General features: G+C 72.8%; 19 protein-coding genes and 2 pseudogenes. 12 read left to right on the forward strand and 9 right to left on the reverse strand.

Annotated elements, in window-relative coordinates; genetic code table 11:
- Positions 1-579: 579 nt before the first annotated feature.
- From NBM05_RS05375 to NBM05_RS05400, 6 genes are all read left to right on the forward strand, one after another.
- The gene (locus NBM05_RS05375; RefSeq protein WP_254165699.1) at positions 580-918 is read left to right on the forward strand and encodes a histone-like nucleoid-structuring protein Lsr2; all 339 of its coding nucleotides are present in this window, start codon (positions 580-582) and stop codon (positions 916-918) included.
- 277 nt (positions 919-1,195) lie between these two features.
- Positions 1,196-3,055 carry a molecular chaperone DnaK gene (gene dnaK, locus NBM05_RS05380; RefSeq protein WP_254165700.1) on the forward strand — a complete coding sequence of 620 codons (1,860 nt, stop codon included), beginning with the start codon at positions 1,196-1,198 and terminating at the stop codon, positions 3,053-3,055.
- Between the two features lie 2 nt (positions 3,056-3,057).
- On the forward strand, positions 3,058-3,672 hold the full coding sequence (locus tag NBM05_RS05385; RefSeq protein ID WP_254165701.1) for a nucleotide exchange factor GrpE: 615 nt from the start codon (positions 3,058-3,060) through the stop codon (positions 3,670-3,672).
- Between the two features lie 158 nt (positions 3,673-3,830).
- A complete protein-coding gene (locus tag NBM05_RS05390) occupies positions 3,831-4,841 on the forward strand; it encodes a DnaJ C-terminal domain-containing protein (protein ID WP_254165702.1) in 1,011 nt (336 codons plus the stop codon).
- 6 nt (positions 4,842-4,847) lie between these two features.
- Positions 4,848-5,294 (forward strand): heat shock protein transcriptional repressor HspR, encoded by a 447-nt coding sequence (locus NBM05_RS05395; RefSeq protein ID WP_254165703.1) that lies wholly within the window; start codon positions 4,848-4,850, stop codon positions 5,292-5,294.
- A 106-nt stretch (positions 5,295-5,400) separates the two neighbouring features.
- On the forward strand, positions 5,401-6,849 hold the full coding sequence (locus NBM05_RS05400; protein WP_254165704.1) for an alanine/glycine:cation symporter family protein: 1,449 nt from the start codon (positions 5,401-5,403) through the stop codon (positions 6,847-6,849).
- Positions 6,850-6,953: 104 nt separating this feature from the next.
- Here NBM05_RS05400 and trmB read toward each other — a convergent pair whose 3' ends face one another.
- The 5 genes and pseudogenes from trmB to NBM05_RS15610 form a co-directional block, all read right to left on the reverse strand.
- Positions 6,954-7,703: a tRNA (guanosine(46)-N7)-methyltransferase TrmB gene (trmB, locus tag NBM05_RS05405; protein ID WP_254165705.1), complete on the reverse strand. Its 750-nt coding sequence runs from the start codon at positions 7,701-7,703 to the stop codon at positions 6,954-6,956.
- Between the two features lie 181 nt (positions 7,704-7,884).
- Positions 7,885-8,310: a hypothetical protein gene (locus NBM05_RS05410; RefSeq protein ID WP_254165707.1), complete on the reverse strand. Its 426-nt coding sequence runs from the start codon at positions 8,308-8,310 to the stop codon at positions 7,885-7,887.
- 328 nt (positions 8,311-8,638) lie between these two features.
- The gene (locus tag NBM05_RS05415; RefSeq protein WP_254165708.1) at positions 8,639-9,148 is read right to left on the reverse strand and encodes a Dps family protein; all 510 of its coding nucleotides are present in this window, start codon (positions 9,146-9,148) and stop codon (positions 8,639-8,641) included.
- Between the two features lie 203 nt (positions 9,149-9,351).
- Complete coding sequence (locus tag NBM05_RS15605) at positions 9,352-9,708, reverse strand: HAD-IA family hydrolase (RefSeq protein ID WP_309248121.1); 357 nt, start codon at positions 9,706-9,708, stop codon at positions 9,352-9,354.
- 73 nt (positions 9,709-9,781) lie between these two features.
- Positions 9,782-10,036 (reverse strand): annotated as a pseudogene (locus NBM05_RS15610) (HAD hydrolase-like protein); the annotation flags it as partial.
- Positions 10,037-10,203: 167 nt separating this feature from the next.
- On the opposite strand from NBM05_RS15610, the gene shiA reads away from it, so the two are divergent.
- The 5 genes from shiA (at position 10,204) to NBM05_RS05445 (ending at position 16,580) form a co-directional block, all read left to right on the forward strand.
- Positions 10,204-11,514 carry a shikimate transporter gene (shiA, locus tag NBM05_RS05425; RefSeq protein WP_254165709.1) on the forward strand — a complete coding sequence of 437 codons (1,311 nt, stop codon included), beginning with the start codon at positions 10,204-10,206 and terminating at the stop codon, positions 11,512-11,514.
- A complete protein-coding gene (locus NBM05_RS05430; protein WP_254165710.1) occupies positions 11,511-12,224 on the forward strand; it encodes a hypothetical protein in 714 nt (237 codons plus the stop codon). The genes shiA and NBM05_RS05430 overlap by 4 nt, the downstream gene beginning before the upstream one ends.
- A 200-nt stretch (positions 12,225-12,424) precedes the next feature.
- The gene (gene clpB, locus NBM05_RS05435; protein WP_254165711.1) at positions 12,425-15,019 is read left to right on the forward strand and encodes an ATP-dependent chaperone ClpB; all 2,595 of its coding nucleotides are present in this window, start codon (positions 12,425-12,427) and stop codon (positions 15,017-15,019) included.
- A 197-nt stretch (positions 15,020-15,216) separates the two neighbouring features.
- Complete coding sequence (locus NBM05_RS05440) at positions 15,217-16,170, forward strand: Sir2 family NAD-dependent protein deacetylase (RefSeq protein ID WP_254165712.1); 954 nt, start codon at positions 15,217-15,219, stop codon at positions 16,168-16,170.
- Positions 16,171-16,370: 200 nt separating this feature from the next.
- Entirely contained in the window at positions 16,371-16,580 is a 210-nt protein-coding gene (locus tag NBM05_RS05445; protein WP_254165734.1) for a DUF3073 domain-containing protein, read from the forward strand.
- 179 nt (positions 16,581-16,759) lie between these two features.
- On the opposite strand, the gene purF is transcribed toward NBM05_RS05445, so the two are convergent.
- The 4 genes and pseudogenes from purF to NBM05_RS05465 form a co-directional block, all read right to left on the reverse strand.
- On the reverse strand, positions 16,760-19,783 hold the full coding sequence (purF, locus tag NBM05_RS05450) for an amidophosphoribosyltransferase (RefSeq protein WP_302183716.1): 3,024 nt from the start codon (positions 19,781-19,783) through the stop codon (positions 16,760-16,762).
- A gap of 108 nt (positions 19,784-19,891) precedes the next feature.
- Positions 19,892-20,176, reverse strand: coding sequence for a hypothetical protein (locus NBM05_RS05455; RefSeq protein WP_254165715.1), 285 nt, complete (start codon positions 20,174-20,176; stop codon positions 19,892-19,894).
- Between the two features lie 235 nt (positions 20,177-20,411).
- Positions 20,412-20,831: a sterol carrier family protein gene (locus NBM05_RS05460; RefSeq protein ID WP_254165716.1), complete on the reverse strand. Its 420-nt coding sequence runs from the start codon at positions 20,829-20,831 to the stop codon at positions 20,412-20,414.
- Positions 20,832-20,892: 61 nt separating this feature from the next.
- Positions 20,893-21,879 (reverse strand): annotated as a pseudogene (locus NBM05_RS05465) (asparaginase); the annotation flags it as partial.
- Positions 21,880-22,063: 184 nt separating this feature from the next.
- Here NBM05_RS05465 and purD point away from each other — a divergent pair.
- On the forward strand, positions 22,064-23,368 hold the full coding sequence (gene purD / locus NBM05_RS05470) for a phosphoribosylamine--glycine ligase (RefSeq protein ID WP_254165717.1): 1,305 nt from the start codon (positions 22,064-22,066) through the stop codon (positions 23,366-23,368).
- Positions 23,369-23,377: the final 9 nt, after the last annotated feature.

Raw genomic sequence — 23,377 nt, forward strand, 5'->3', positions numbered from 1 at the left:
ACCGATCCCCGGCCGCCCCGAGCACGAAAACCCGGTGCCCGGCCGCCCGGAGCACGAGCCGCCGGTCCCCGGCCGACCCGAGCAGGACCCGCCGGTCCCGGGGCGGCCGGACGAGCCCGAGACCCCGGCAGCCCCGGCCCCCCCGCGCGTCCCGGGGTCCCCGGACCGTCCGGACGACCCCTCCGCCCCCGAGGAGCCGGAGGCCCCGCCGGCGGGCAGCCCCGGATCCCCGGTGGCGACCCCGGCCCGCGCATCCCGGCGGCGACCCCGGCCCGCGCCTGCCGGGCCGCCACGTCGCGCCGGAGGACCCCTCCTCGCCCAACGGACCCGACGAGACCGCCCCGCCGGCCGATCCCGAGAGCCCCGGTCGGCAGACGCCCGCGGGGGACCCCGGACCGGGGTCGCCGCGGCCCCCGAGCCGTCCCGACGAGGGGGAGCCCGAGCGCCCCGCGGGACCGGGGCCCGCTCCGCAGCCGTGATAATTTGTCAGCCTGTCACCCGTCCCGCCGCGGCGGGACGGGTGACGCCGGCATTCATGGAATCAGCGCCGCGCGAGCGGACGCGAGTGAGGAGAAGCTCTTGGCACAGAAGGTCAACGTCATCCTGGAGGACGACCTGGACGGGGGCGCCGCCGCCGAGACGGTGCGGTTCTCCCTGGACGGCAAGCAGTACGAGATGGACCTCTCCGCCGAGAACGCCGAGCGCCTGCGCGCGGAGCTGCGCCCCTTCGCCGAGAAGGCCCGGCGGGTCAAGCCCCGCTCCGGCCGCGGGGCCGCGCAGGCCGAATCCGCGCCCCGCTCGGGCGAGACCGCCCGGATCCGGCAGTGGGCCAAGGACAACGGATACGAGATCTCGGATCGCGGCCGCATCCACAAGGACGTCCGCGAGGCCTACCGCGCCGCGCAGCAGGCGGCCTGAGGCGTCGCCGCGCCCGGCGCGGCCTGTCACCCGCGAGGGCGGGCGGAGGAGCACGAGGTGCTCTCCCGCCCGCCCTCGCGGCGTTTTCGGGTCCGCGAAGGTCCGGGGGATGTCCCTCGGCAAGAAAATTGAGTCGAGCTCGCTCAAGTCTCTTGACATCACCGAAGAACGTGGCAGACTTGAGTCAGGAAAACTCAAGAAGTGAGACCTCCGGGCACCCGTGCCGCGCACGGCGTCGGGACCCGGCCTTCGGACGACATCTAAGGAGTCAGAACACATGTCACGTGCAGTAGGCATCGACCTCGGTACCACCAACTCCGTGGTCTCCGTCCTCGAGGGCGGCGAGCCCTCGGTCATCGCGAACGCCGAGGGCGCCCGCACCACCCCGTCCGTCGTCGCGTTCGGCAAGGACGGCGAGACCCTGGTCGGCGACATCGCCAAGCGCCAGGCCGTCACCAACGTCGACCGCACCATCGCCTCGGTCAAGCGCCACATGGGCACCGACTGGAACACCGACATCGACGGCAAGAAGTACACCCCGCAGGAGATCTCGGCCCGCACGCTGCAGAAGCTCAAGGGCGACGCCGAGTCCTTCCTCAACGACAAGGTCACCGACGCGGTCATCACCGTCCCGGCCTACTTCAACGACGCCGAGCGCCAGGCCACCAAGGAGGCCGGCGAGATTGCGGGCCTGAACGTCCTGCGCATCGTCAACGAGCCCACCGCGGCCGCGCTCGCCTACGGCCTGGACAAGGGCAACGAGGACGAGCTCATCCTGGTCTTCGACCTCGGCGGCGGCACCTTCGACGTCTCCCTCCTCGAGGTCGGCAAGGACGAGGACGGCTTCTCGACCATCCAGGTCCGCTCGACCGCGGGTGACAACCGCCTCGGCGGCGACGACTGGGACCAGCGCGTCGTCGACTGGCTGCTGGAGCAGGTCAAGTCCAAGACCGGCGCGGACCTGTCCAAGGACAAGATCGCGCTGCAGCGCCTCCGCGAGGCCGCCGAGCAGGCCAAGAAGGAGCTCTCCTCGGCCACCTCGACCAACATCTCGCTGCAGTACCTCTCGGTGACCTCCGAGGGCCCCGTCCACCTGGACGAGAAGCTGACCCGCGCGAAGTTCCAGGACCTCACCAAGGACCTGCTCGAGCGGACCAAGAAGCCCTTCCAGGACGTCATCAAGGAGGCCGGCATCAAGGTCTCCGACATCGCGCACATCGTGCTGGTCGGCGGCTCGACCCGCATGCCCGCCGTGGTGGAGCAGGTCAAGGAGCTGGCCGGCGGCCGCGAGCCCAACAAGGGCGTGAATCCGGACGAGGTCGTCGCCATGGGCGCCGCCCTGCAGGCCGGCGTGCTCAAGGGCGACCGCAAGGACGTCCTCCTGATCGACGTGACCCCGCTGTCGCTGGGCATCGAGACCAAGGGCGGCGTGATGACCAAGCTCATCGAGCGCAACACCGCGATCCCGACCCGCCGCTCCGAGACCTTCACGACCGCCGAGGACAACCAGCCCTCCGTGTCGATCCAGGTCTTCCAGGGCGAGCGCGAGTTCACCCGCGACAACAAGTCGCTCGGCACCTTCGAGCTGACCGGCATCGCCCCGGCCCCCCGCGGCGTGCCCCAGATCGAGGTCACCTTCGACATCGACGCCAACGGCATCGTCCAGGTCTCCGCGACCGACAAGGGCACGGGCACCGAGCAGTCGATGACCATCACCGGCGGCACCTCGCTGTCGAAGGACGACATCGACCGCATGGTCAAGGACGCCGAGGCCAACGCCGAGGCCGACAAGGCCCGCCGCGAGGCGGCCGACCTCCGCAACAACGCCGAGACCAGCGCGTACCAGATCGAGAAGCTCCTCAAGGACAACGAGGACAAGCTGCCCGAGGACGTCAAGACCGAGGTCCAGGGCGACGTCGACGAGGTCAAGAAGGCCCTGGAGGGCGAGGACGACGACGCCGTGAAGGCCGCGTTCGAGAAGCTCCAGGCCTCCCAGACCAAGCTCGGCGAGGCGATCTACTCGCAGGCCCAGGCCGCCGGAGCCGAGGGCGACTCGGCCGAGGCGAACGCGGACGCCAACGAGGACGACGTCGTGGATGCCGAGGTCATCGACGACGAGGACGAGAAGAAGAAGTAGTCATGGCCAACAGCGAGAACACCCAGAACCCCGAGAGCAACGACCCGCTGGAGGACGCCTTCAACGCCCCCGACGCAGAAGGCGCTCCCGAGGCCGAAGGTGCGGATGCTGGAGCCACCGCGGAGGAGGCGCCGGCGGCCGGGGAGGCCGCCGACGCCGCCGAGGCGGAGTTCATCGAGAACCCCGACTCCGAGGCCGAGAAGCTGGCCAACGAGCGCCTCGAGGACCTGCGCCGCCTGCAGGCCGAGTTCCAGAACTTCCGGAACCGGTCGCAGCGCGAGAAGGACCAGCTCCGCGAGTTCGTGGTCGCCGACGTGCTCGGCTCCCTGCTCCCGGTGATCGACGACATCGACGCCGCCCGGAAGCACGGGGACCTGACCGACGGCCCCTTCGCCGCCATCGCCGCCAAGCTGCAGGAGGCGCTCACCAAGCAGGGCCTCGAGGCCTACGGCGAGGTGGGGGAGGACTTCGACCCGAAGATCCACGAGGCGGTCATGCAGCAGCCGACCAGCGAGGTCGCTCCCGACCAGGTCTCCCTGGTCCTGCGCAGCGGCTACAAGGTCAAGGACCGCGTGGTCCGCGCGGCCCAGGTGGCCGTGGCGGTCGAGGAGTCCTGACCGGAGTCCCGATCGGCCGCCCGATCCAGTGACCGTCGACGCCGGGGTGCCCCGGTTCCGTCCCTCGCCGGGACGGGACCGGCCCCCGGCGTCGTCGTTTCCGGGCCCGGGGCGGGGCAGAATGCACACTATGAACGACTTCACGAAAGGAGGCGTCGATGGCTAGCGAGAACTGGCTTGAGAAAGACTTCTACAAGGTTCTGGGCGTCTCCAAGGACGCCAGCCAGGACGACATCAAGAAGGCCTACCGGAAGCTGGCCCGCAAGTACCACCCGGATCAGAACCCCGGGGACCAGGCCGCCGAGAAGCGCTTCAAGGAGATCTCCGAGGCCAACACGGTGCTCGGCGACCCGGAGGAGCGCAAGCAGTACGACTCGATCCGGGCCATGGGCTCCGGGGCGCGCTTCAGCGCCGGCGCCGGCGGCCAGGGCGGTCCCACGGGGGCGGGCGGGTTCGAGGACCTGTTCGGCGACATCTTCGGCGGCCACCGCGCCTCCCCGGGCTACGGCGGGGGCGGGCCGCGGGTCCAGTACTCCTCCGGCGGCGGGGACCCCTTCGCTGACCTCTTCGGCGGGGGCGGCCGCGGCGGCTACGGCGGCAGTCCCTTCGGCGCCCCGCCGCCCCAGCCCACGCCCGACGCCGAGGCGCAGGTGACCGTCGACTTCGGGCAGTCCCTCGAGGGCGCTAAGGTCCGCGTGCGGCGGCCCGACGGCAGCACCACCACGGTGCGGCTCCCCCAGGGGGTCCGCGACGGGCAGAAGGTGCGCCTGCGCGGCAAGGGCAACTCCGGCCCGGGCGGCACGTCCGACCTGATCGTGACCGTGCACGTGCGCCCGCACGAGGTCTTCGAGCGCTCCGGCGAGGACCTGACCCTCCACGTCCCGGTGACGGTGGAGGAGGCGACGCTGGGCACCGTCCTGACGGTCCCGACGCCCGACGGCTCGACCGTGCGGCTGCGCCTGGCCCCGGGTCAGGAGCCCGGCAAGCGCATGCGCGTCAAGGGCCGCGGCGTCAAGACCGCCAAGCGCACGGGCAACCTCTACGTGATCCCGGAGGTCCGGGTCCCCACGGGGCTGAGCCCCGAGGCCGAGGAGGCGCTGCACCGCTTCACCGAGCTCGCGGAGCAGCCGGATCCCCGGAGCGCCCTGTTCGAGAAGGCGAAGGTGTGATCGTCCATGCACTTCAGTGACGCCAACCAGCCGCTCTTCGTGATCTCGGTGGCCGCTGAACTCGCGGAGATGCACCCCCAGACCCTCCGGCAGTACGACCGGATGGGCCTGGTCACCCCCTCGCGGCTCCCGGGGCGGGCGCGCCGCTACTCGCAGCGCGACGTCGAGCGGCTGCAGCAGATCCAGCGGCTCTCCCACGAGGGGGTCTCGCTCGAGGGCATCAAGCGGGTCCTGCAGCTGGAGAACCAGGTGGACGCCCTGCAGTCGCGGGTGCGCGAGCTGACCGCGGAGCTGCAGCACGCGCGAGACCAGCTGGAGGAGTCGAGCCGGATCTTCGCGGCGGGGTTGGGGGGCGACGTCGTCCGGCTCGGCCGCGGCCAGCGCCCCGCGGCGCGCAAGTACTCCCGGGCGCTGATGCTCTACGACCCGGAGCGGCGGGGGCCCGCGAGGTAACGGTCTCGTTAACCGGCGTGCCGGGAGGGCCCCGTGGATTGCCGGGGGGCCTCCCGTTCCCTAGTGTGATCTAGACAATCATCGATCACGCGAGACGAGGCGGCCCGTGCTGGAGCAACTTGAGACAGTCCTAGGGGAGATCAGCGGCGTGGTGTGGGGGCCCTTCCTCCTCATTCCGCTCCTACTGGGGACGGGGGCCTGGCTCACGTACCGGCTCCGCGGCATCCAGTTCACCAAGCTGGCGTCCGCGCTGCGCCTGGCGTTCTTCGACCGGAAGGACGCCGGCGCCGAGGGAGGGGACATCTCGCAGTTCCAGGCCCTGACCACCGCGCTGGCGGCGACCGTGGGCACGGGCAACATCGTGGGCGTCGCGACGGCGATCTCCGTCGGGGGCCCCGGGGCGCTGTTCTGGATGTGGGTCACCGCCCTGCTGGGCATGGCCTCGAAGTACTCCGAGGCCTTCCTCGGCGTCAGGTTCCGGACCAAGGACGCCAAGGGTGAGGTCTCCGGCGGGCCGCAGTACTACCTGCAGCGGGGGATCCGCGGCGGGTTCGGGAAGTTCCTGGCCCTGTTCTTCGCGATCGCCGCGGTGATCGCCTCCTTCGGCATCGGCAACATGACCCAGGGCAACTCGATCGCGACCAACGTGGAGGACTCCTTCGGCTTCCCGGTCTGGATCACCGGGGCGGTGCTGGCCGTCCTGACCCTCCTGGTGCTGGTCGGCGGCATCAAGTCCATCGGCAAGGTGACCTCGGCCCTGGTGCCGGTCATGATCCTGTTCTACGTGCTGGGGGCCCTCTACATCCTGGCCGTGAACGTCGTCGACATCCCGGCGGCCCTCGGCCTCATCTTCACGAGCGCCTTCACCGGCCACGCCGCCGCGGGCGGCTTCCTCGGCTCCACGATCATGCTGGCCGTGCAGATGGGCGTGGCCCGCGGCATCTTCTCCAACGAGTCGGGCATGGGCTCGGCGGCCATCGCGGCCGCGGCGGCCAACACCACCCACCCGGTGCGCCAGGGCCTGGTGTCCATGACGCAGACCTTCATCGACACGATCATCGTGGTCAGCTGCACCGGCCTGGTCATCATCACCACCGGCGTGTGGGACCAGGGCGAGGAGTCCGCCGGCGTCATGACCAACCTCGCCTTCGGGCACGGCCTGCCGGGGGAGTCCGGCGGCCTCATCGTGACCGTCGGCCTCGTGCTCTTCGCCTACTCGACCATCCTGGGCTGGGCGTACTACGGGGAGCGCAACGTCGAGCGGCTGGTCGGGCGCCGCGGGGTGATGCCGTACCGCGTCTTCTTCTCCGTGATCGTCTTCATCGGGGCGACCGTGCCGCTCAGCCTGGTCTGGACGTTCTCCGACCTCGCCAACGGCCTGATGGCGCTGCCCAACCTGCTGGGGCTGCTGATCCTCTCGGGCCTGATCGCCCGCGAGACCCGACACTACCTCCTCAACGACCCCCGGCTGCTGGCGGACAAGGCGCAGGTGGACGCGTTCATGGAGGGCCGGCCGGGCGCCATCGACGCCTACGAGCCGGTCGGCCGCCGGTAGGCCGCCCGGAGCACCCCCTCACGCGCGAGGCCCCCTTCCCTGCTGGGGAAGGGGGCCTCGCGCGTGAGGTCGGGCGCCGGGGCGGTCCGACGCCGGCTCCGGGCTCAGACGCGCCGGTAGGTCAGGTCGTGGGCGCGGCGCCCCGCCTCGCCGGCCTTGCGCTCGAAGCTGGTGAGGATCCGGCCCTCCCAGCGCGGCGACCAGCCGCCCTCGGGGTCCGCCTCGGTCGCCCCGGCGCCGGGGAAGACGTTCTCGAAGTCCGCCGAGGCCTCCAGGACCTCGCGCATGACCAGCGCGTACTCCTCCCAGTCGGTGGCCAGGCGCCACAGCCCGCCCGGTTTGAGCACGCGGGCCGCCTTGGCCGCGAAGTCGGGCGAGACCAGGCGGCGCTTGTGGTGGCGCTTCTTGTGCCAGGGGTCCGGGAAGAACACCCACAGCTCGTCGACGCCGTCCTCGGGCAGCAGGTGGTCCAGCACCTCGGGCGCGTTGGCCTGCACGCAGCGGACGTTCTCGACGCCGGCCTGGCCCATCTTCAGCAGGAGGTCGGCGATCCCGGGGGTGTAGACCTCCACCGCCAGGTAGTCGTTCTCCGGGTGCTGCGAGGCGGCGCTCACCACTGCCTCGCCGAGCCCGGAGCCGATCTCGACGACCAGGGGAGCGCGGCGACCGTAGACGCGCTCCTGGTCGAAGGAGGCCCCGGCGGCCACGGAGGTGTCGGTGAGCTCGCGGGGCACCTCCAGGACGTGGGTGGGGGAGTAGGTGTCCCAGGCGTTCTGCCGGCGGGCCGTCAGCCGGTCTCCGCGCCGCACGAAGGAGTACGGCTGGCGGTGGAACTTCTGCGGTACCTCGTTCATGGATCCCCTCATCGGTGGTGCGGCGGCGTCGTGCCGGTCATGCGGCGTTCAGCTTACAGCACGCCCCGCGGGGCCGCCTCGGGCACGACGCCGCCCGCCCACCCCGGCGCGCGTCGGGCGAGGGGTGGGCGGGCGGCGTTTCGGGGTGCGGGCGGACTGGGGTCCGCCCGGCGGGGTCCGGCTACTTCTTCTTGCGCTTCTTGCCCTTGCCCTGGATGAGCAGGGCCAGGGCGATGGCGGCCAGCCAGGAGTCCTTCGCGACCGGGGTCCCGGACTGGGAGGGGCGGACGCCGTCGTCGAGGGTCATGTCCTCGGTGCGGAAGTACATGGTGAGCATGCCGGCGGAGAACGCGCCGAGCGCGAGGCCCGCGAGGCGGTTGGGGAAGATCGGGGTGAGCAGGGTCGCGCCGACGGCCATCTCGGAGTAGGCCAGCGCCTTGCCGAAGGTCGCGGCGTCGAGGTCCTTCACGGCCGGGAACGCGTTGGCGGCCATCGACTGCAGGTACCCCGCGGAGTCGGCGTCGAGCTCGAGCTTGCTGATGCCCGAGTTGAGGATGAATGCGCCCGGGATGCCGCGCAGGGCGGCGTTGGCGAGGTTGAAAGCCATGATCGAATCCTTCTCTGCGGTGGTCCTGTGCAACTCGTGCGGGACGGCCTCGCGCCTCGCACTTAACTGATCAGCCTATACACAAGTCGGTTCCCGGGCGCCCGGGTCGGGGCGTGTTCTCCCGCCGAGAAGCCGCGTGACACCGCGGTCCCGTGCGCCGGGGGCCCGCGCCCCTGCACAGCGGACCCCCGCGCCCCTCCGCCGCGGGCCCGCGCCGCGGCGGGAGGGGCGCGGGGCCGGGGACGCGAAAGGACCCGGCGGCCGCTGCCCGGCCGCCGGGTCCTCCCCGTGTGGTGATGCCGGCCCGCGAGGGGCCGTTCGGCGCGTCCTACTTGTCCAGGACGCCCTCGTTGTTCTCCAGGTGGGCCCGGATGAACCACTGGAACTTCTCCAGCTCCGCGGTCTGGCCGATGAGGATGTCCTCGGTGACCGGGTCGATGTCGCGGGTCTTGGCCATCGCGACGCGGTGGTCCTCGATCAGGCCGGTGTAGACCGAGTCAAGGGCCTTCAGGTGCTCGCTGACCAGCGCGCGGCCCAGCTTGTAGTCATCCCAGTCGCGGGTCGCGACCAGGTCGCCGGGGGTGCCGTTGGGGGACACGCCCAGGGCGGCCATGCGCTCGGCCAGCTCGTCGGCGTAGCCGCGGACCAGGTCGATCTGCGGGTCGAGCATCTCGTGGACGCCGATGAAGTTGGGGCCCACCACGTTCCAGTGGGCGTGCTTGAGGGTGAGGTGGAGGTCGTTCAGCGCGTGCAGGCGCAGCTGCAGGACCTCGCCGACCTGGTGGCCGGCCTCGGTGGACAGGCCCGGGACGGTGAACGGCGCGTTCTTCTCAGACATGATCTTCCTTCCTGTGGACGCGGCCGCGGGCGGGGGTGTGATGCGGTCCCCGCCGGGCGACCTTCTGTTATGAATCATTCATAACAACGTTATTATGAGTAAATCAGGATAGAGGGTCTCCGTCAAGCACCAGCGGCGAAGTTCTCCGGGCGAGAACGGGCTTGTCCGGTTGCGGCCGGTCGGCCTCGGGCGAGGGCGGCCGGTCAGCCCTGGACGGGTGCGGCCGGTTCCCGCGCCGGAAAGAGCGAGCGCAGCGCGTCGAGGGTCAGCTGCGAGTGGTCCGCGCGCAGGTCGCCGAGGTCCTCGGGGACCGTCAGCAGGCCCGGGACCACCGCGACCTTCATGCCGGCCGCGGCGGCGCTGGCGGCGCCCGCGGGGGAATCCTCGACCGCGACGCAGGCCGCGGGGTCGACGCCGAGGCGCTCGGCCGCCATGAGGTACGGCTGGGGGTCCGGCTTGGGGCGGCTCACGTCCTCGTTGCCGATCACCGTGCGGATGAGGCCCTCGGGGGCGCGGCCCGCGGTGATCGAGGCGATCTCCGCCGTGGCGTTGGTGACGATGGCCGCGGGGACCCCCCGCCTCGGCCAGCTCGTCCAGGAGGGCGGCGATGCCGGGCAGGAACTCGATCCGGGTGCGGGCTACGACCTCGCGCGCCCCGGTGGCCAGTCGCTCCATGATTTCGTCCCGGGGCAGGTCGACGCCGATCGCCCGCAGCCGGTCGATCGTCTCCGACATGGGGCGGCCGAGGCAGTCGAGGGTGTCCTGCTGGGTCCAGGCGGCGCCGTGCTCCGCCGCCAGCTCGACCTTCGCCTCCTCCCACAGGGGCTCGGTGTCGACGAGCGTTCCGTCGTGGTCGAAGAGGACTGCGTGGGGGAGGGCGTGGCTCATGCCCTCCACTCTATCCCGGTGGTGGCCGGCGCGGCCCGGCGGGGGATCGGACGTCACAGAGTGAGGACCGTTACACAGAGCGAACGCCCGTTTGGGCGGCGAACATGCCCCATGCTGAGATGAGCGGACTCGTGGGCCCCCACGGCATCGCAACGGAGGGATGGGACATGGCACAGGCGACGGCGGCGCCGGAATCAACCGGCTTCGACCAGCGGCAGGCGCGGCGGGCGGCGTCGTCCAGCTTCGTCGGGGCGGTGGTCGAGTGGTACGACTTCCTGCTCTACGGGCTCGTCGCGGCGACGGTCTTCAACAAGCAGTTCTTCGCGTTCGAGAGCGCCTCGATGGACCTCCTGGCCTCCTTCGCGGTCCTCGGCGTCGGCTTCCTGTTCCGCCCGCTCGGCGGACTGTTCTTCGGGCACATGGGCGACCGGCTCGGGCGCAAGCGGGTGCTCTACCTGACCATGACCGTCATGGGCGTCGCGACCGTGCTCATCGGGCTGCTGCCCACCTTCGACGCCGTCGGCTGGTGGGCCCCGGTCTTCCTGGTCCTGCTGCGGGCCCTGCAGGGCTTCGCCGTGGGCGGCGAGTGGGGCGGGGCCGCGCTGCTCGCGGTCGAGAACGCCCCGCGCCACCGCCGGGCCCTGTACTCCTCCGGCGTGCAGGTGGGCTACGCCGTCGGGCTGGTCATGGCCACCGGCGCGGTGACCATCATGCAGTCGGTGGCCGGCGAGGGGTACGAGGCCTGGGGCTGGCGCGTGCCGTTCGTCGCCGCGGGCGTGCTGATCGCGGTCGGGCTGTGGGTGCGCTCCTCCGTGTACGAGGAGCCGCCGGCGCCGCGGGACCAGGAGGAGGGGCTCCCCATCGTCGCGGCGATCCGGAAGCACCCGCGGGCCTTCTTCGAGATCATCGGCCTGCGCTGCGTCGAGCTGTTCTCGATGTACATCGTGACCACCTTCGCCGTCAGCTACGCGAGCGGCGTGCTGGGGCTCGAGCGGTCCTTCATGATCGACATCGCGCTGCTGGTCGGCGTGCTGGGCATCTTCTTCATCCCGTTCTTCGCCTACCTCTCGGACCGGATCGGGCGGCGCCGGGTCTACGTCGCGGCGTCGCTGGTGGCCGCGGCGTCGGCGGTTCCGTTCTTCCTCACGCTCGAGGCGGGCAACGCGTGGGGCGTGGCGCTCAGCGCCGTCGTGCTCATCAACATCGGGCACGACGCCGTGGTCTCGACCCAGCAGCCCCTCATCACCGAGATGTTCGGCAAGGAGCACCGGAACTCCGGGGCCTCGGTGGGGTACCAGGTCGCCGCGGCGCTCGCGGGCGGGTTCACGCCCTTCATCGCGACCTGGCTGGCCGAGGTCGGGGGCGGGTGGCACCTGGTCGCGGCGTACCTCGTCGCGGGGTCGCTGGTCTCCGCCGCGGTGGCCGCGTGGGTCACCCGCGAGAAATCCGAGCCGGAGGACCTAGAATCTAAGGCGTGAGCGAGCGACCCCAGAACTCAAGTCCCGGCCACTCGACCCCGGCGGGCGCGCCGCCGGAACCCTCCGTCGGCGAGCCCGCCGGCACGCGGGTCCCCGAGCCCGCGCCGTCCGCCGCCGCCCCGGGGGGCACCGGGGGCCCCCGGCCGGCTCGCGCGGGCGGGCTCGAGGGTCGGCCCGACAGCGCCTGGCTGCGCGCCTCCCTCTGGCTCTCGGCGCCCCTGACCGTGCTCGCGGCCGCGTGGGTGACGTTCGGGCGCGCCCTCTTCGGCGCCGCCGGGGAGCTGACCGGGATCTTCGCGATCAGCCTCGGCCCGCTCATGCTGATCGTCATGGGCCTCGCGAGCGTGCGCATGCACCAGGACGCCCGGCGCTTCGCCCACCGGGTGACGACGCCGCTGCTCTCCTTCGCCCAGCTGGCCGCCTGGGTGCTGGCCTTCTTCTTCGGCCTGCTCATCCCCGACCGCGTGGACGGCCGCACGATCTCGGCGGTCTCCGAGATCGCGGGGGACCACCTGGTGGGCCTCTCCGCCGGGTTCGGCAACACGGTGGGCATCCTGACCTACGTCGCGGCCTTCGCGACGCTGCTGATCGCCTCGACCGAGCAGCGGCGCAGCCGCCGGGCCGTGGCGGGCGAGCCGGCGACCGAGGACGAGATGCTCGACCGCGCGGAGTACGACGGTGGCCCCTACGCCCCGCCGCGTCTGTTCTGACCCTTCGCAACGCGAGACCGGCGCCCCGCTCCGGGGGCGCCGGAGCCCGTCATGGCGGGCGAAGACCTGTGGAAAACTTTCCGGAACTCCTGTACTCCTTGGCTTGAGCGTAGTAGACTCAACTTAGCTGAACAGCTACGAAGCAATCCGCCGCGCGTCAACGACCGCACGGCGACGTCGACCGACTGAAGGAGCCGGCATTGGACACCAAATTCACCACCAAGAGCCAAGAGGCTCTGAACGCGGCCAACATGAACGCCCAGACCGCGGGCAACCCCCAGATCGAGCCGGCGCACCTGCTCAAGGCGCTGCTGGACCAGCGCGACGGCGTCGCGGTCGCCGTGCTGGCCTCGCTCGGCGTCGACGTCGACGCCCTCTCCGTGCGCGCCAGCGCCGCCATCAAGGCGCTGCCGGCCTCCTCCGGGTCCTCGGTGGCCCAGGCGCAGTTCTCGCGCCAGGCCCTGCGCGTGGTGCAGAGCGCCCAGGAGGCCGCCGCGAGCCTCGGGGACGAGTACGTCTCGACCGAGGTCCTGCTCCTCGGGATCGCCCGCGGGGAGGGCGCCGCCGCCCGCGCGCTGGCCGAGGCCGGCGCCACCGCCGAGGCGATCGAGGGCGCCATCCCGGCCGTGCGCGGCGACCGCACCGTGACCTCCCCGGACCCCGAGGGCAGCTTCCAGGCGCTCGAGAAGTACGGCGTGGACCTCACCGCCGTCGCGCGGTCCGGCAAGCTGGACCCCGTCATCGGGCGCGACTCGGAGATCCGCCGCGTCATCCAGGTGCTGTCCCGGCGCACCAAGAACAACCCGGTGCTGATCGGCGAGCCCGGCGTCGGCAAGACCTCCGTGGTGGAGGGGCTGGCCCAGCGCATGGTCTCGGGCGACGTGCCGGAGACCCTGCGCGGCAAGACGCTCATCAGCCTGGACCTCGGCTCGATGATCGCGGGCGCCAAGTACCGCGGCGAGTTCGAGGAGCGGCTCAAGGGCGTCCTGGACGAGATCAAGCGCTCCGAGGGCCAGGTCGTGACCTTCATCGACGAGCTGCACACGCTCGTCGGCGCGGGCGCCTCCGAGGGCTCCATGGACGCGGGCAACATGCTCAAGCCCATGCTGGCCCGCGGCGAGCTGCGCCTGATCGGCGCGACCACTCTGAACGAGTACCGCGAGAACATCGAGAAGGACGCCGCGCTGGAGCGCCGCTTCCAGCAGGTCTACGTGGGCGAGCCCTCGGTGGACGACACCGTGGGCATCCTCCGCGGGCTCAAGGAGCGCTACGAGGCGCACCACAAGGTGCAGATCGCCGACTCCGCGCTCGTGGCCGCCGCGAACCTCTCGAGCCGGTACATCCAGGGCCGGCAGCTGCCGGACAAGGCCATCGACCTCGTCGACGAGGCGGCCTCGCGCCTGCGCATGGAGATCGACTCCGCGCCGGAGGAGATCGACCAGCTGCGTCGCTCCGTGGACCGGATGACCATGGAGGAGCTGGCGCTGAAGAACGAGACCGACCCGGCGTCGGTCGAGCGCCTCGAGTCCCTGCGGGCCGACCTCGCGGACAGGAGGGAGCAGCTCGACGCGCTCAACGCCCGCTGGGAGGCCGAGAAGGCCGGCCTGAACCGGGTGGGGGACATCAAGTCGCAGATCGACGAGATGCGCTCCCGGGCCGAGATGGCCCAGCGCGAGGGGAACCTGGCCGAGGCCTCCCGCCTGCTCTACGGGGAGATCCCGGCCAAGCAGACGGAGCTGGAGGCCGCGCAGCAGGCCGAGCAGGACATCGAGTCCCAGGACACGATGGTCTCCGAGGAGGTCACCGCCGACGACATCGCCGAGGTCATCTCCGCCTGGACCGGGATCCCCGCGGGCAGGATGCTCCAGGGCGAGTCCGAGAAGCTGCTCCATATGGAGGACGAGCTGGGGCACCGGCTCATCGGGCAGGAGCGCGCGGTGCGGGCCGTCTCCGACGCCGTGCGCCGCTCCCGGGCGGGAATCTCCGACCCGGACCGGCCCATCGGGTCCTTCCTGTTCCTGGGCCCCACCGGCGTCGGCAAGACCGAGCTGGCCAAGGCCCTGGCCGAGTTCCAGTTCGACGACGAGCGCGCCATGATCCGCATCGACATGAGCGAGTACGGCGAGAAGCACTCCGTCTCGCGCCTGGTCGGGGCGCCTCCCGGCTACGTCGGGTACGAGGAGGGCGGCCAGCTCACCGAGGCCGTCCGGCGCCGCCCCTACTCGGTGGTGCTGCTGGACGAGGTGGAGAAGGCCCACCCGGAGGTCTTCGACATCCTGCTCCAGGTGCTCGACGACGGCCGCCTCACCGACGGTCAGGGCCGCACCGTCGACTTCCGGAACGTGATCCTGATCCTGACCTCCAACCTGGGCAGCCAGTTCCTGGTGGACGCGAGCCTCGACCCCGAGGCCAAGCGGGACGCGGTCATGAGCGTGGTCAACGCCTCGTTCAAGCCCGAGTTCCTCAACCGCCTGGACGAGGTCATCATGTTCGACGCGCTGTCCGGCGACGACCTGGCCCGGATCGTGAGCCTGCAGGTGCAGGCGTTGGCGCGGCGGCTGGCCACCCGCCGGCTCGCGCTGGAGGTCACCGACGCGGCGACCGAGTGGCTCGGCATCACCGGCTACGACCCGGCCTACGGCGCCCGCCCGCTGCGCCGGCTGGTGCAGAAGGAGATCGGGGACCGCCTGGCCAAGGGCATCCTGGCCGGGGAGATCGTCGACGGCGACGCCGTGCGCGTCGACGTCGATCCGGACCTCGCCGCGGACGGGCTCACCGTCACCGCGGTCCGGTGACCGGCGAGGGCCGCCCGGCCCGCCTCGATCCCACCCCGACCGATCCGGCCAGCCCCGCCCCGACCGATCCGGCCCGGCCCGCCCCGATCCCGCCCCGACCGATCCGGCCGGCCCCGACCCGACCGATCCAGCCCGGCCCGCCCCGGTCTCCGCGCAGAGCGGACGGCCGGGGGCCCGCGCGGCCGAAGGAGGATAGATTGGTTCCCGTGAAGGACTCCTGGGGGCTCGACGACGCGCGGATCGGCACCGCGCACCGGGCCGCGCTGCGCTCGATCGGCCGCGTCGTCGAGGAGACGGCCGTGCCGACCCCTCCGGGGGAGGCCCTGGAGGGCATCGCCGGGATGCTCGAGGAGGGTCCCGCGCTGGTGCTGACCGGTGCCGGCGTCTCGACCGACTCGGGGATCCCCGACTACCGGGGCCCGCGCGGCTCCCTGCGGAACCACCGCCCCATGACCTACCAGGAGTTCCGGCACGACGAGGCGGCGACCCACCGCTACTGGGCCCGGTCCTTCGTCGGCTGGCGGCTCATGAACCGGGCCCGGCCCAACCGCGTGCACTACGCGCTGGCCGAGCTCGAGCTGGAGGGGCGGGTGAGCGGCGTCGTGACCCAGAACGTGGACGGGCTGCACGCCCGCGCCGGCAGCCGCCGCCTGGTGACGCTGCACGGCGACCTCGACGCCATCGTGTGCCTGAGCTGCGGGGCCGTCGAGGACCGCGCGCACCTGGACGGGCGCCTGCGGGAGCTGAACCCGGGGTACCTCGAGTCGGTCGAGCTGGACCCCTCGCAGGTCAACCCGGACGGCGACGTCGAGCTCACCGCGGACCGGGTGGCGCAGTTCCGGATGGCCGGCTGCCTCGTCTGCGGCTCCCACCTGCTCAAGCCCGACGTCGTGTACTTCGGCGAGCCGGTCCCCGCCGAGCGGAAGGCCGCCAGCGCGCGGATGCTCGCCGACTCCGCGTCCGTGCTGGTCGCGGGGTCCTCGCTGGCGGTCATGAGCGGGCTGCGGATCGTGCTCGACGCGCTGCGGCAGGGCAAGCCGGTCGCCGTGGTCAACGGCGGGCCGGGCCGGGCCGACACGCGGGCCGACTACCTGTGGCGGACGCCCGTCGCGCCCGCCTTCGACGCCCTCCTGGACCGCCTGGGCGTGTGATTCCGGGGCCGGAGGGGCCGCCCGCCGTGAGGATTTCATCACGGGCTGAACGGGGGAGGGGGTCACCGGGGGCCATCGACGAGCACAGCCGGGCCAAACCATGTAATCTTAAGGGACGAAAGATTGACAGATTTTCCGGGGCCTCGCTGTGCGCTCAGATCAGCGACGCCCGGAAGCGAGCGATAAGAGGGGGTCACGCCATGGGGCGCGGCCGTCAAAAGGCTAAGGCGACGAGGCAAGCGCGGGAGATGAAGTACTACAGCCCGCAGACCGACTACACGGCGCTCGAGCGCGAACTGACCGGGACCAAGAGCTCCCGGTCAGTCGAACGTGAGCGGGAGGTCCCGGAGAACGAGGAGTACTCGGACTACGAGGACCCCTACGACGACGAGTATTCGGACGAGCGGTAGTCCGCACGTCTCACCACGCCTGAAGGGCCCCGGAACATCCGATGTTCCGGGGCCCTTTGCCGTGCTCGCGGCTCGGTCGTGCTAGCTGCGCTGCCGCGCCCGTCCGTGGCGGAGGGCGCCCGCGCGCCCGTCCCCACCGGGGGAACGGGAGACCCGCCGGGGGCCTCCCGCCCGTCGGGTCAGGCGTAGGAGCCCAGCAGGCGGACCGCGCCGCCGTCGACGCCCTTGGCGCCCTGCACGTAGTCGACGTCGGCCTCGGCGGGCGGCTCGGCCTCGCCCACGGTGCCCATGACCCAGGAGGGCACGCCGCGGGCGGAGAGGTGGGCGACGGCGGCGTCGGCCGCGGAGGCGTCCACGATCGCGACCATGCCCACGCCCAGGTTCAGCGTGCGCTCGAGGTCGGCCTGGGGGACCTTGCCCAGCTCGCCGATGACGCGGAAGATCGCGGGGACCTCCCAGGTCGAGCGGTCGATGCGCGCCTCGAGCCCGCGGGGCAGCACGCGGGCGAGGTTGGCCGCCAGGCCGCCGCCGGTCACGTGGCTGAAGCCGCGCACCCCGGTGCCGAGCGCCCCGTCGGCCCCGAGGACGGGGAAGGCGCGGGCGAGGTCCAGCACGTCCGCGGCGTAGACGCGGGTGGGCTCCAGCAGCTCCTCGCCCAGGGTGCGGCCGAACTCGGAGACCTCGCGGTCCAGCGACCAGCCGGCCACGTTCACGACCTTGCGCACCAGCGAGTAGCCGTTGGAGTGGATGCCGGAGGAGGCCATGCCGATCACGACGTCGCCCGCGCGCACCCGGTCCGGACCGAGCAGCTCGTCGGCCTCGACGACGCCGGTGGCCGCGCCCGCGACGTCGTACTCGTGCTCGCCCAGCAGGCCCGGGTGCTCGGCGGTCTCGCCGCCGACCAGGGCGGTCCCGGCGGCCTCGCAGGCCGCCGCGATGCCGCGCACGATCCCGGAGATGCGCTCGGGCACGACCTTGCCGCAGGCGATGTAGTCCGTCATGTACAGCGGCTTGGCGCCCACCACGACGATGTCGTCCACGACCATGCCGACCAGGTCGTAGCCGATCGTGTCGTGGACGTCCATGGCCTGCGCGATCGCGACCTTGGTGCCGACGCCGTCGGTGGAGGTCGCCAGGTACGGCTTGCGGTAGGAGGTGAGCTCCGAGACGTCGAACAGCCCGGCGAAGCCGCCGACCCCGCCCACGACGCCGGGGGTGTGCGTGGCCTTGATCGCGTCCTTCATGAGCTCGACGGCGCGGTCTCCGGCCTCGACGTCGACGCCGGCGCTGGCGTAGGTCAGGCCGGTGCCGGGGTGCTGGGGGTCAGCCATGTTTCGGGTCCTTCGGTGTCGGGTGCTGTGCTGGGGTCTCGGGAGGAAGGGTCTGACGGGGCGGGGCCGGGCGCTGTCACCCGGGTCGAGGGCCGTGCGGGGCTTCGACGAGCCGCGCGGGGCTTCGGCCACCCGCCCGTGCGAGCCGCGCGGGGCTCCGGCGGTCCGTACGGGCGGGCCGCCGGAGCCCACGGGGCTCAGCTCCGCGCGTCCCGGCGGTCCTTGGGCAGGACCAGGGACTCGAGGTCGGGTCGGGGCCGGGCTCGCACGCGGTGCCGGTGGCCGCGGCGTCGGCGGCGGCTCTGCGGGCGGGCCGTCCACCGGGCGGTCCGGGGGTCGTGGCGGGCGACGTGGGCGCGGGGCGGCCGGGGCCTCGCCGGCCTGCCGGCCCGCCGCGCCGCGCCCGCCCGGCACCGAGGCCGCCGGCTGTGGGGCGCGGCGGGTGCGGTGGGCGTCGAAGAGGTTCTTGCCCAGGCGGGCGGCGTCGGGCAGCTCGATGGGGTACTCGCCGGTGAAGCACGCGGTGCACAGGCGCTCGCGCGGCTGGCGGGTCGCCCCGATCATGCCGTCCTCGGAGATGTAGCCGAGCGAGTCCGCGCCGAGCGACTGGCAGATCTCCTCCGTGGACATGCCGTTGGCGATCAGCTCCGCGCGGGAGGCGAAGTCGATGCCGTAGAAGCACGGCCACTTCACCGGGGGCGAGGAGATCCGCACGTGGACCTCCAGGGCGCCGGCCTCGCGCAGCATGCGCACCAGCGCGCGCTGGGTGTTGCCGCGCACGATCGAGTCGTCGATGACCACCAGCCGCTTGCCCTCCACCACGCTGCGCAGCGGGTTGAGCTTGAGCTTGATGCCCATCTTGCGCATGGTCTGGGTCGGCTGGATGAACGTGCGGCCCACGTAGGAGTTCTTGACCAGGCCGTTGCCGTAGGGGATGCCCGACTCCTCGGCGTAGCCGATGGCCGCCGGGACGCCCGACTCCGGGGTGGGCATGACGAGGTCGGCCTCGACCCGGTGCTCGCGGGCCAGCTGCCGGCCCATCTCGACGCGGGACTCGTAGACCACGCGGCCGTCGATGATCGCGTCCGGGCGGGAGAGGTAGACGTGCTCGAAGACGCAGCCGGCCGGCGTCGCCTCCGCGAAGCGCCGGGAGCGCAGCCCGTCCTCGTCGATCGCGATGAACTCGCCGGGCTCGACCTCGCGGACGAAGCTCGCCCCGACGATGTCCAGCGCCGCCGACTCCGAGGCCACGACCCAGCCGCGCTCCAGCCGGCCGAGCACCAGCGGGCGGACGCCGTAGGGGTCCCGCGCGGCGTAGAGCGTGTTCTCGTCCATGAAGGTCAGGCAGAAGGCGCCCTTCAGGGTGGGCAGCAGCTCCAGGGCCGCGTGCTCGAGGGAGTCGTGGGGGTGCTCGGCGAGCAGGGCGGTGACCAGGGCGGTGTCGGTGGTGTTGCCCTGCGCGACCTCGCCCGCGGAGGGGAAGCCGGACTTGTCGATCAGCCGGTCGTAGAGGTCCGCCGAGTTGGTCAGGTTGCCGTTGTGGGCCAGGGAGACGGTGCCGTGCGGCGTCGAGCCCAGGGTCGGCTGGGCGTTGGCCCAGGTCGTGGCGCCCGTGGTGGCGTAGCGGCAGTGCCCGACCGCGATGTGGCCGTGCAGCGTGTTGAGGATGGTCTCGTCGAAGATCTGGGAGACGAGCCCCAGGTCCTTGTACACCGAGATGCGCTCGCCGTTGCTGGTGGCGATGCCGGCCGACTCCTGGCCGCGGTGCTGCAGGGCGTAGAGGGCGAAGTAGGTCAGCGTCGCGACGTCCTCGCCGGGGGCCCAGACGCCGAAGACGCCGCATTCATCCTGGGGGCCCCTTTCTCCCGGCATCAGGTCGTGTGACAGTTTTCCGTCCGGACGAACCACGAGTTCTTCTTCCTGAAGGTGTGCTTGAGAGGGAAGGCGCGGGCCGCGTGTGCCCGCGGCCACCCCTGCAGTCTACCGGCTCCCGGGGGCTTCCGGGTCCGTCCCGGGGCGCTCCTCGTCCAGGCGCAGGGCGCGGAACCGCTGCGCCCGACGCCGGGAGCGCCAGTCCAGCAGCAGCGCCACGATCGCGCCGAGCAGCACGCCGGCGGTCCCGAACACCACGGCCAGGATCCCGAAGACCGCGGGGGCGGTGTAGGCCTGGTCGGTCGGGCCGAAGAGGGTCGAGAACAGGGCCACCACGAGGCCCACGACCAGGCCCACGGCCATGAAGGCCACGATGGACGGGGCCCGGCGCACGGTGACCTCGCGCTCCCGGGGGCCGCGCTCCGGGGCGGTGGGCCGCTGAGCGGCGGCGGGCTGCCGCGGCGCTGCGGGACCGGCGGCCGGGGCCTGCGCGCCGTCTGCGGCATCGGGGGCCGGACGCGGCTCGCCGGCGCCCGCGGCGGGGCCGCGGGCTCCCGGCCCGCTTCGGTCCTCGGGTGCTCCTCGCCCGCTCCCGGGGTCTGCTCGGGGCGGTCGGACGGGGTCTCGGTCATGTCTCCTGGGTATCCTTCGTCGCTGTCTCGGTCCTCCTCCGGGCCGCCGTCCGCGTCGCGAACAGGGGCAGGAGGGAGGAGATGTCGCTGCGGTTGCCGGAGGCGTCCAGCCGCCCGGCACCGTGGGCCTCGGCCCACGTCAGACCGCCCGTGACCAGGCCCAGCCAGGTGCGCGCGTCGGTCTCGACGACGCTGGGCGGGGTGCCGCGGGTGTGGCGGGGCCCCTCGACGGCCTGGGTCACCCCGAAGGGCGGCACCCGGACCTCCACCGAGTTGCCCGGCGCCCGGTGCGCCAGCTCCTCCAGAGCGTAGCGCACCGCCAGGGCGGTGGTCCTGCGGTCGGCGCCCTCGGGGTCGGCCTCCCACGCGCGGACGGCCGCCAGCCCGGCGTCGTCGGCGATCTTGCGCCGGGCCATCAGGACCCGGCCTCCCGGGCGCCGGCGGCCGCGCGGGCGCCTCCCGGCCGGCGTCGGGGTCCGCCAGCGCCGCGCCCGGCTCGATCCGGCCCACGGGCTCCTCGCCGCCGAGGATCGGGCGGACCACCCGCCCCAGGACCTCCCGGACCCGGTCCTCCGGCAGGAAGCCGTGCCGGGCCAGCAGCGTGAGCGCGACCAGCGTCGTCGCGCGCGAGGAGCCGTCCAGGACCTTGACCGCGACGCCGGCGCCCTCCCGGGTGCCCACGGCCAGCACGCCCTCGGCGCCGAGCTTGGCGACGACGTCGAGCTCCTCGGAGACCACGGTGTTGGGGCGGCCCACGCCCTCGACCATCTCGGGGTAGTCGACCATGGCGGTCGCCAGGGTCGCGGTGCGCGCCTCGGCGCCGATGTTCCGGATGGCCCCGCCCAGGCGGCCGTAGCCGCGGGCCAGGGCCTCGAGCGGGATCGCGGCGACGGGCGCGCCGCAGCCGTCCACGCCGAGGTGGGCGGGCGCCGCGCCCGTCGCCTCCTCGACCACCTCCATCACGAGCCGCTGCAGCGGGTGGCCCGGGTCCAGGTAGCCGGCCGTGTCCCAGCCGTTCTCGGCGCAGGCCCACAGGAACGCGGCGTGCTTGCCCGAGCAGTTCATGGCGATGCGCTGCTTCGGCTTCTCCCGGGACAGGAGGTAGGCGCGGGCCTCTGGGTCGGTGGGGTAGGCGGCGGGGCAGGCGAGGTCCCCGGGGGTCAGCCCGGCCTCCTCGAGCATGCCGGCGACCACGCGCATGTGGTCGAAGGAGCCGGTGTGGGAGCCGGCCGCGATGGCCACCTGCGCGCCGCGCAGGGGCGCGCCCGCGGTCAGCGAGGCGACCGCCTGGAACGGCTTGAGCGCCGAGCGGGCGTAGACCGGGGCCTCCGTGTCGCCCACGCGCTCCACGAGCTCCCCGTCGGGACCGACGACGGCCGCCGCGCCGATGTGCCGCGACTCGACGAAGCCGCTCCTGACCACGACGGCCAGCTCCGCGGCGGCCTCCCAGCTGAAAGTCTGCATGGGGCCATTCTTCCACGCCGCCGGCCGCCGGGCCCGACGTCGCGCCCGCACCGCCGCCGGGCGCCGCACCGCCCGCACCGCAGCGTGCCGCCGGGACGGGCACCACTCTCCCGCCGACCGGACCCCCTCCCGCATCGCGGACCCCGTGGCGGTGGGACCAGGCACGATTCGTTATGGTTGCTCCATGAAGGTTTTGGTGCTGGGCCCCGGGGGCCGTGAACACGCAATCGTCAGCACGCTGCTCAGGGACCCCGCCGTGACCGAGGTCCACAGCGCCCCCGGCAACGCGGGGATCGCCGCGCTGGTGCAGACCCACGCGGTCGACGCGAACAGCCCCGAGGAGGCCACCGCCCTGGCCGAGCGGCTGGGCGCCGACCTGGTCGTGGTCGGCCCCGAGGCGCCCCTGGTCGCGGGGGTCTCCGACGCCCTGCGCGAGGCGGGCTTCCCCGTCTTCGGCCCCAGCGCCGCGGCCGCCCGGCTCGAGGGCTCCAAGGCCTTCGCCAAGGAGGTCATGGCGGAGGCGGGGGTCCCCACCGCGATGGCCCGCGTGGCCCACGACCTCGACGCCGCCGCCGAGGCCCTCGACTCCTTCGGGGCGCCCTACGTCGTCAAGGAGGACGGGCTGGCGGCCGGCAAGGGCGTCGTCGTGACCGAGGACCGCGCCGAGGCGCTGGAGCACGCCCGCATGTGCCTGGACGGTGGCTCGACCGTGGTGATTGAGGAGTACCTCGACGGCCCGGAGGTCTCCCTCTTCGTGATCTGCGACGGCGTCCACACCGTCCCGCTCTCCCCGGCCCAGGACTTCAAGCGCATCTTCGACGCCGACCGCGGCCCCAACACCGGCGGCATGGGTGCCTACACGCCGCTGCCGTGGCTGCCCGAGGGCTTCACCGACGAGGTGGTCCGCCGGGTCGCCCAGCCGACCGTCGACGCGATGGCCCAGCGCGGGACCCCCTTCGTCGGGGTCCTGTACTGCGGGCTGGCCATGACCAGCCGGGGCCTGCGCGTCGTCGAGTTCAACGCCCGCTTCGGGGATCCCGAGACCCAGGCCGTGCTGGCCCGGCTCGCGACGCCGCTCGGCCAGCTCCTGCTCGCGGCCGCCATCGGCGAGCTGGACGGCCGGGAGACGCTGCGCTGGGACACCCGCTCCGCCGTCGGGGTCGTGATGGCCGCCGAGAACTACCCGGGCACGCCCCGCGGGGGCGACCCGATCGAGGGCATCGCCGAGGCCGAGGGCCTCGAGGGGGTCACCGTGCTGCACGCGGGGACCCGCGCCGAGCACGACGCCGAGGGGCGCCCGGCCGTGGTGACCTCCGGGGGCCGGGTGCTCGCCGTCGTCGCCCTCGCCGAGGACCTCGGCACGGCCCGCGCCGCCGCCTACGAGGGCGTGGGGCGCATCTCGTGGGCCGGCGCCCAGCACCGCACCGACATCGCCGAGCGGGCCGCCGCGGGCGAGATCAGCATCCCCAGCGCCTCGGCGTCGAACTAGAAGCAGGAG

It is taken from the genome of Rothia santali, assembly GCF_024199905.1.
Classification (GTDB): Bacteria; Actinomycetota; Actinomycetes; order Actinomycetales; family Micrococcaceae; genus Rothia; species Rothia santali.

Bases quoted from the DNA above. Each gene is read 5' to 3' on its own strand.
- NBM05_RS05410 (WP_254165707.1), bottom strand. From the start codon at position 8,310: ATGGCTTTCAACCTCGCCAACGCCGCCCTGCGCGGCATCCCGGGCGCA.
- NBM05_RS05395 (WP_254165703.1), top strand. From the start codon at position 4,848: ATGCACTTCAGTGACGCCAACCAGCCGCTCTTCGTGATCTCGGTGGCC.
- NBM05_RS05385 (WP_254165701.1), top strand. From the start codon at position 3,058: ATGGCCAACAGCGAGAACACCCAGAACCCCGAGAGCAACGACCCGCTG.
- purF (WP_302183716.1), bottom strand. From the start codon at position 19,783: ATGCCGGGAGAAAGGGGCCCCCAGGATGAATGCGGCGTCTTCGGCGTC.
- NBM05_RS05415 (WP_254165708.1), bottom strand. From the start codon at position 9,148: ATGTCTGAGAAGAACGCGCCGTTCACCGTCCCGGGCCTGTCCACCGAG.
- NBM05_RS05460 (WP_254165716.1), bottom strand. From the start codon at position 20,831: ATGGCCCGGCGCAAGATCGCCGACGACGCCGGGCTGGCGGCCGTCCGC.
- purD (WP_254165717.1), top strand. From the start codon at position 22,064: ATGAAGGTTTTGGTGCTGGGCCCCGGGGGCCGTGAACACGCAATCGTC.
- trmB (WP_254165705.1), bottom strand. From the start codon at position 7,703: ATGAACGAGGTACCGCAGAAGTTCCACCGCCAGCCGTACTCCTTCGTG.
- dnaK (WP_254165700.1), top strand. From the start codon at position 1,196: ATGTCACGTGCAGTAGGCATCGACCTCGGTACCACCAACTCCGTGGTC.
- NBM05_RS05445 (WP_254165734.1), top strand. From the start codon at position 16,371: ATGGGGCGCGGCCGTCAAAAGGCTAAGGCGACGAGGCAAGCGCGGGAG.
- shiA (WP_254165709.1), top strand. From the start codon at position 10,204: ATGGCACAGGCGACGGCGGCGCCGGAATCAACCGGCTTCGACCAGCGG.
- NBM05_RS05390 (WP_254165702.1), top strand. From the start codon at position 3,831: ATGGCTAGCGAGAACTGGCTTGAGAAAGACTTCTACAAGGTTCTGGGC.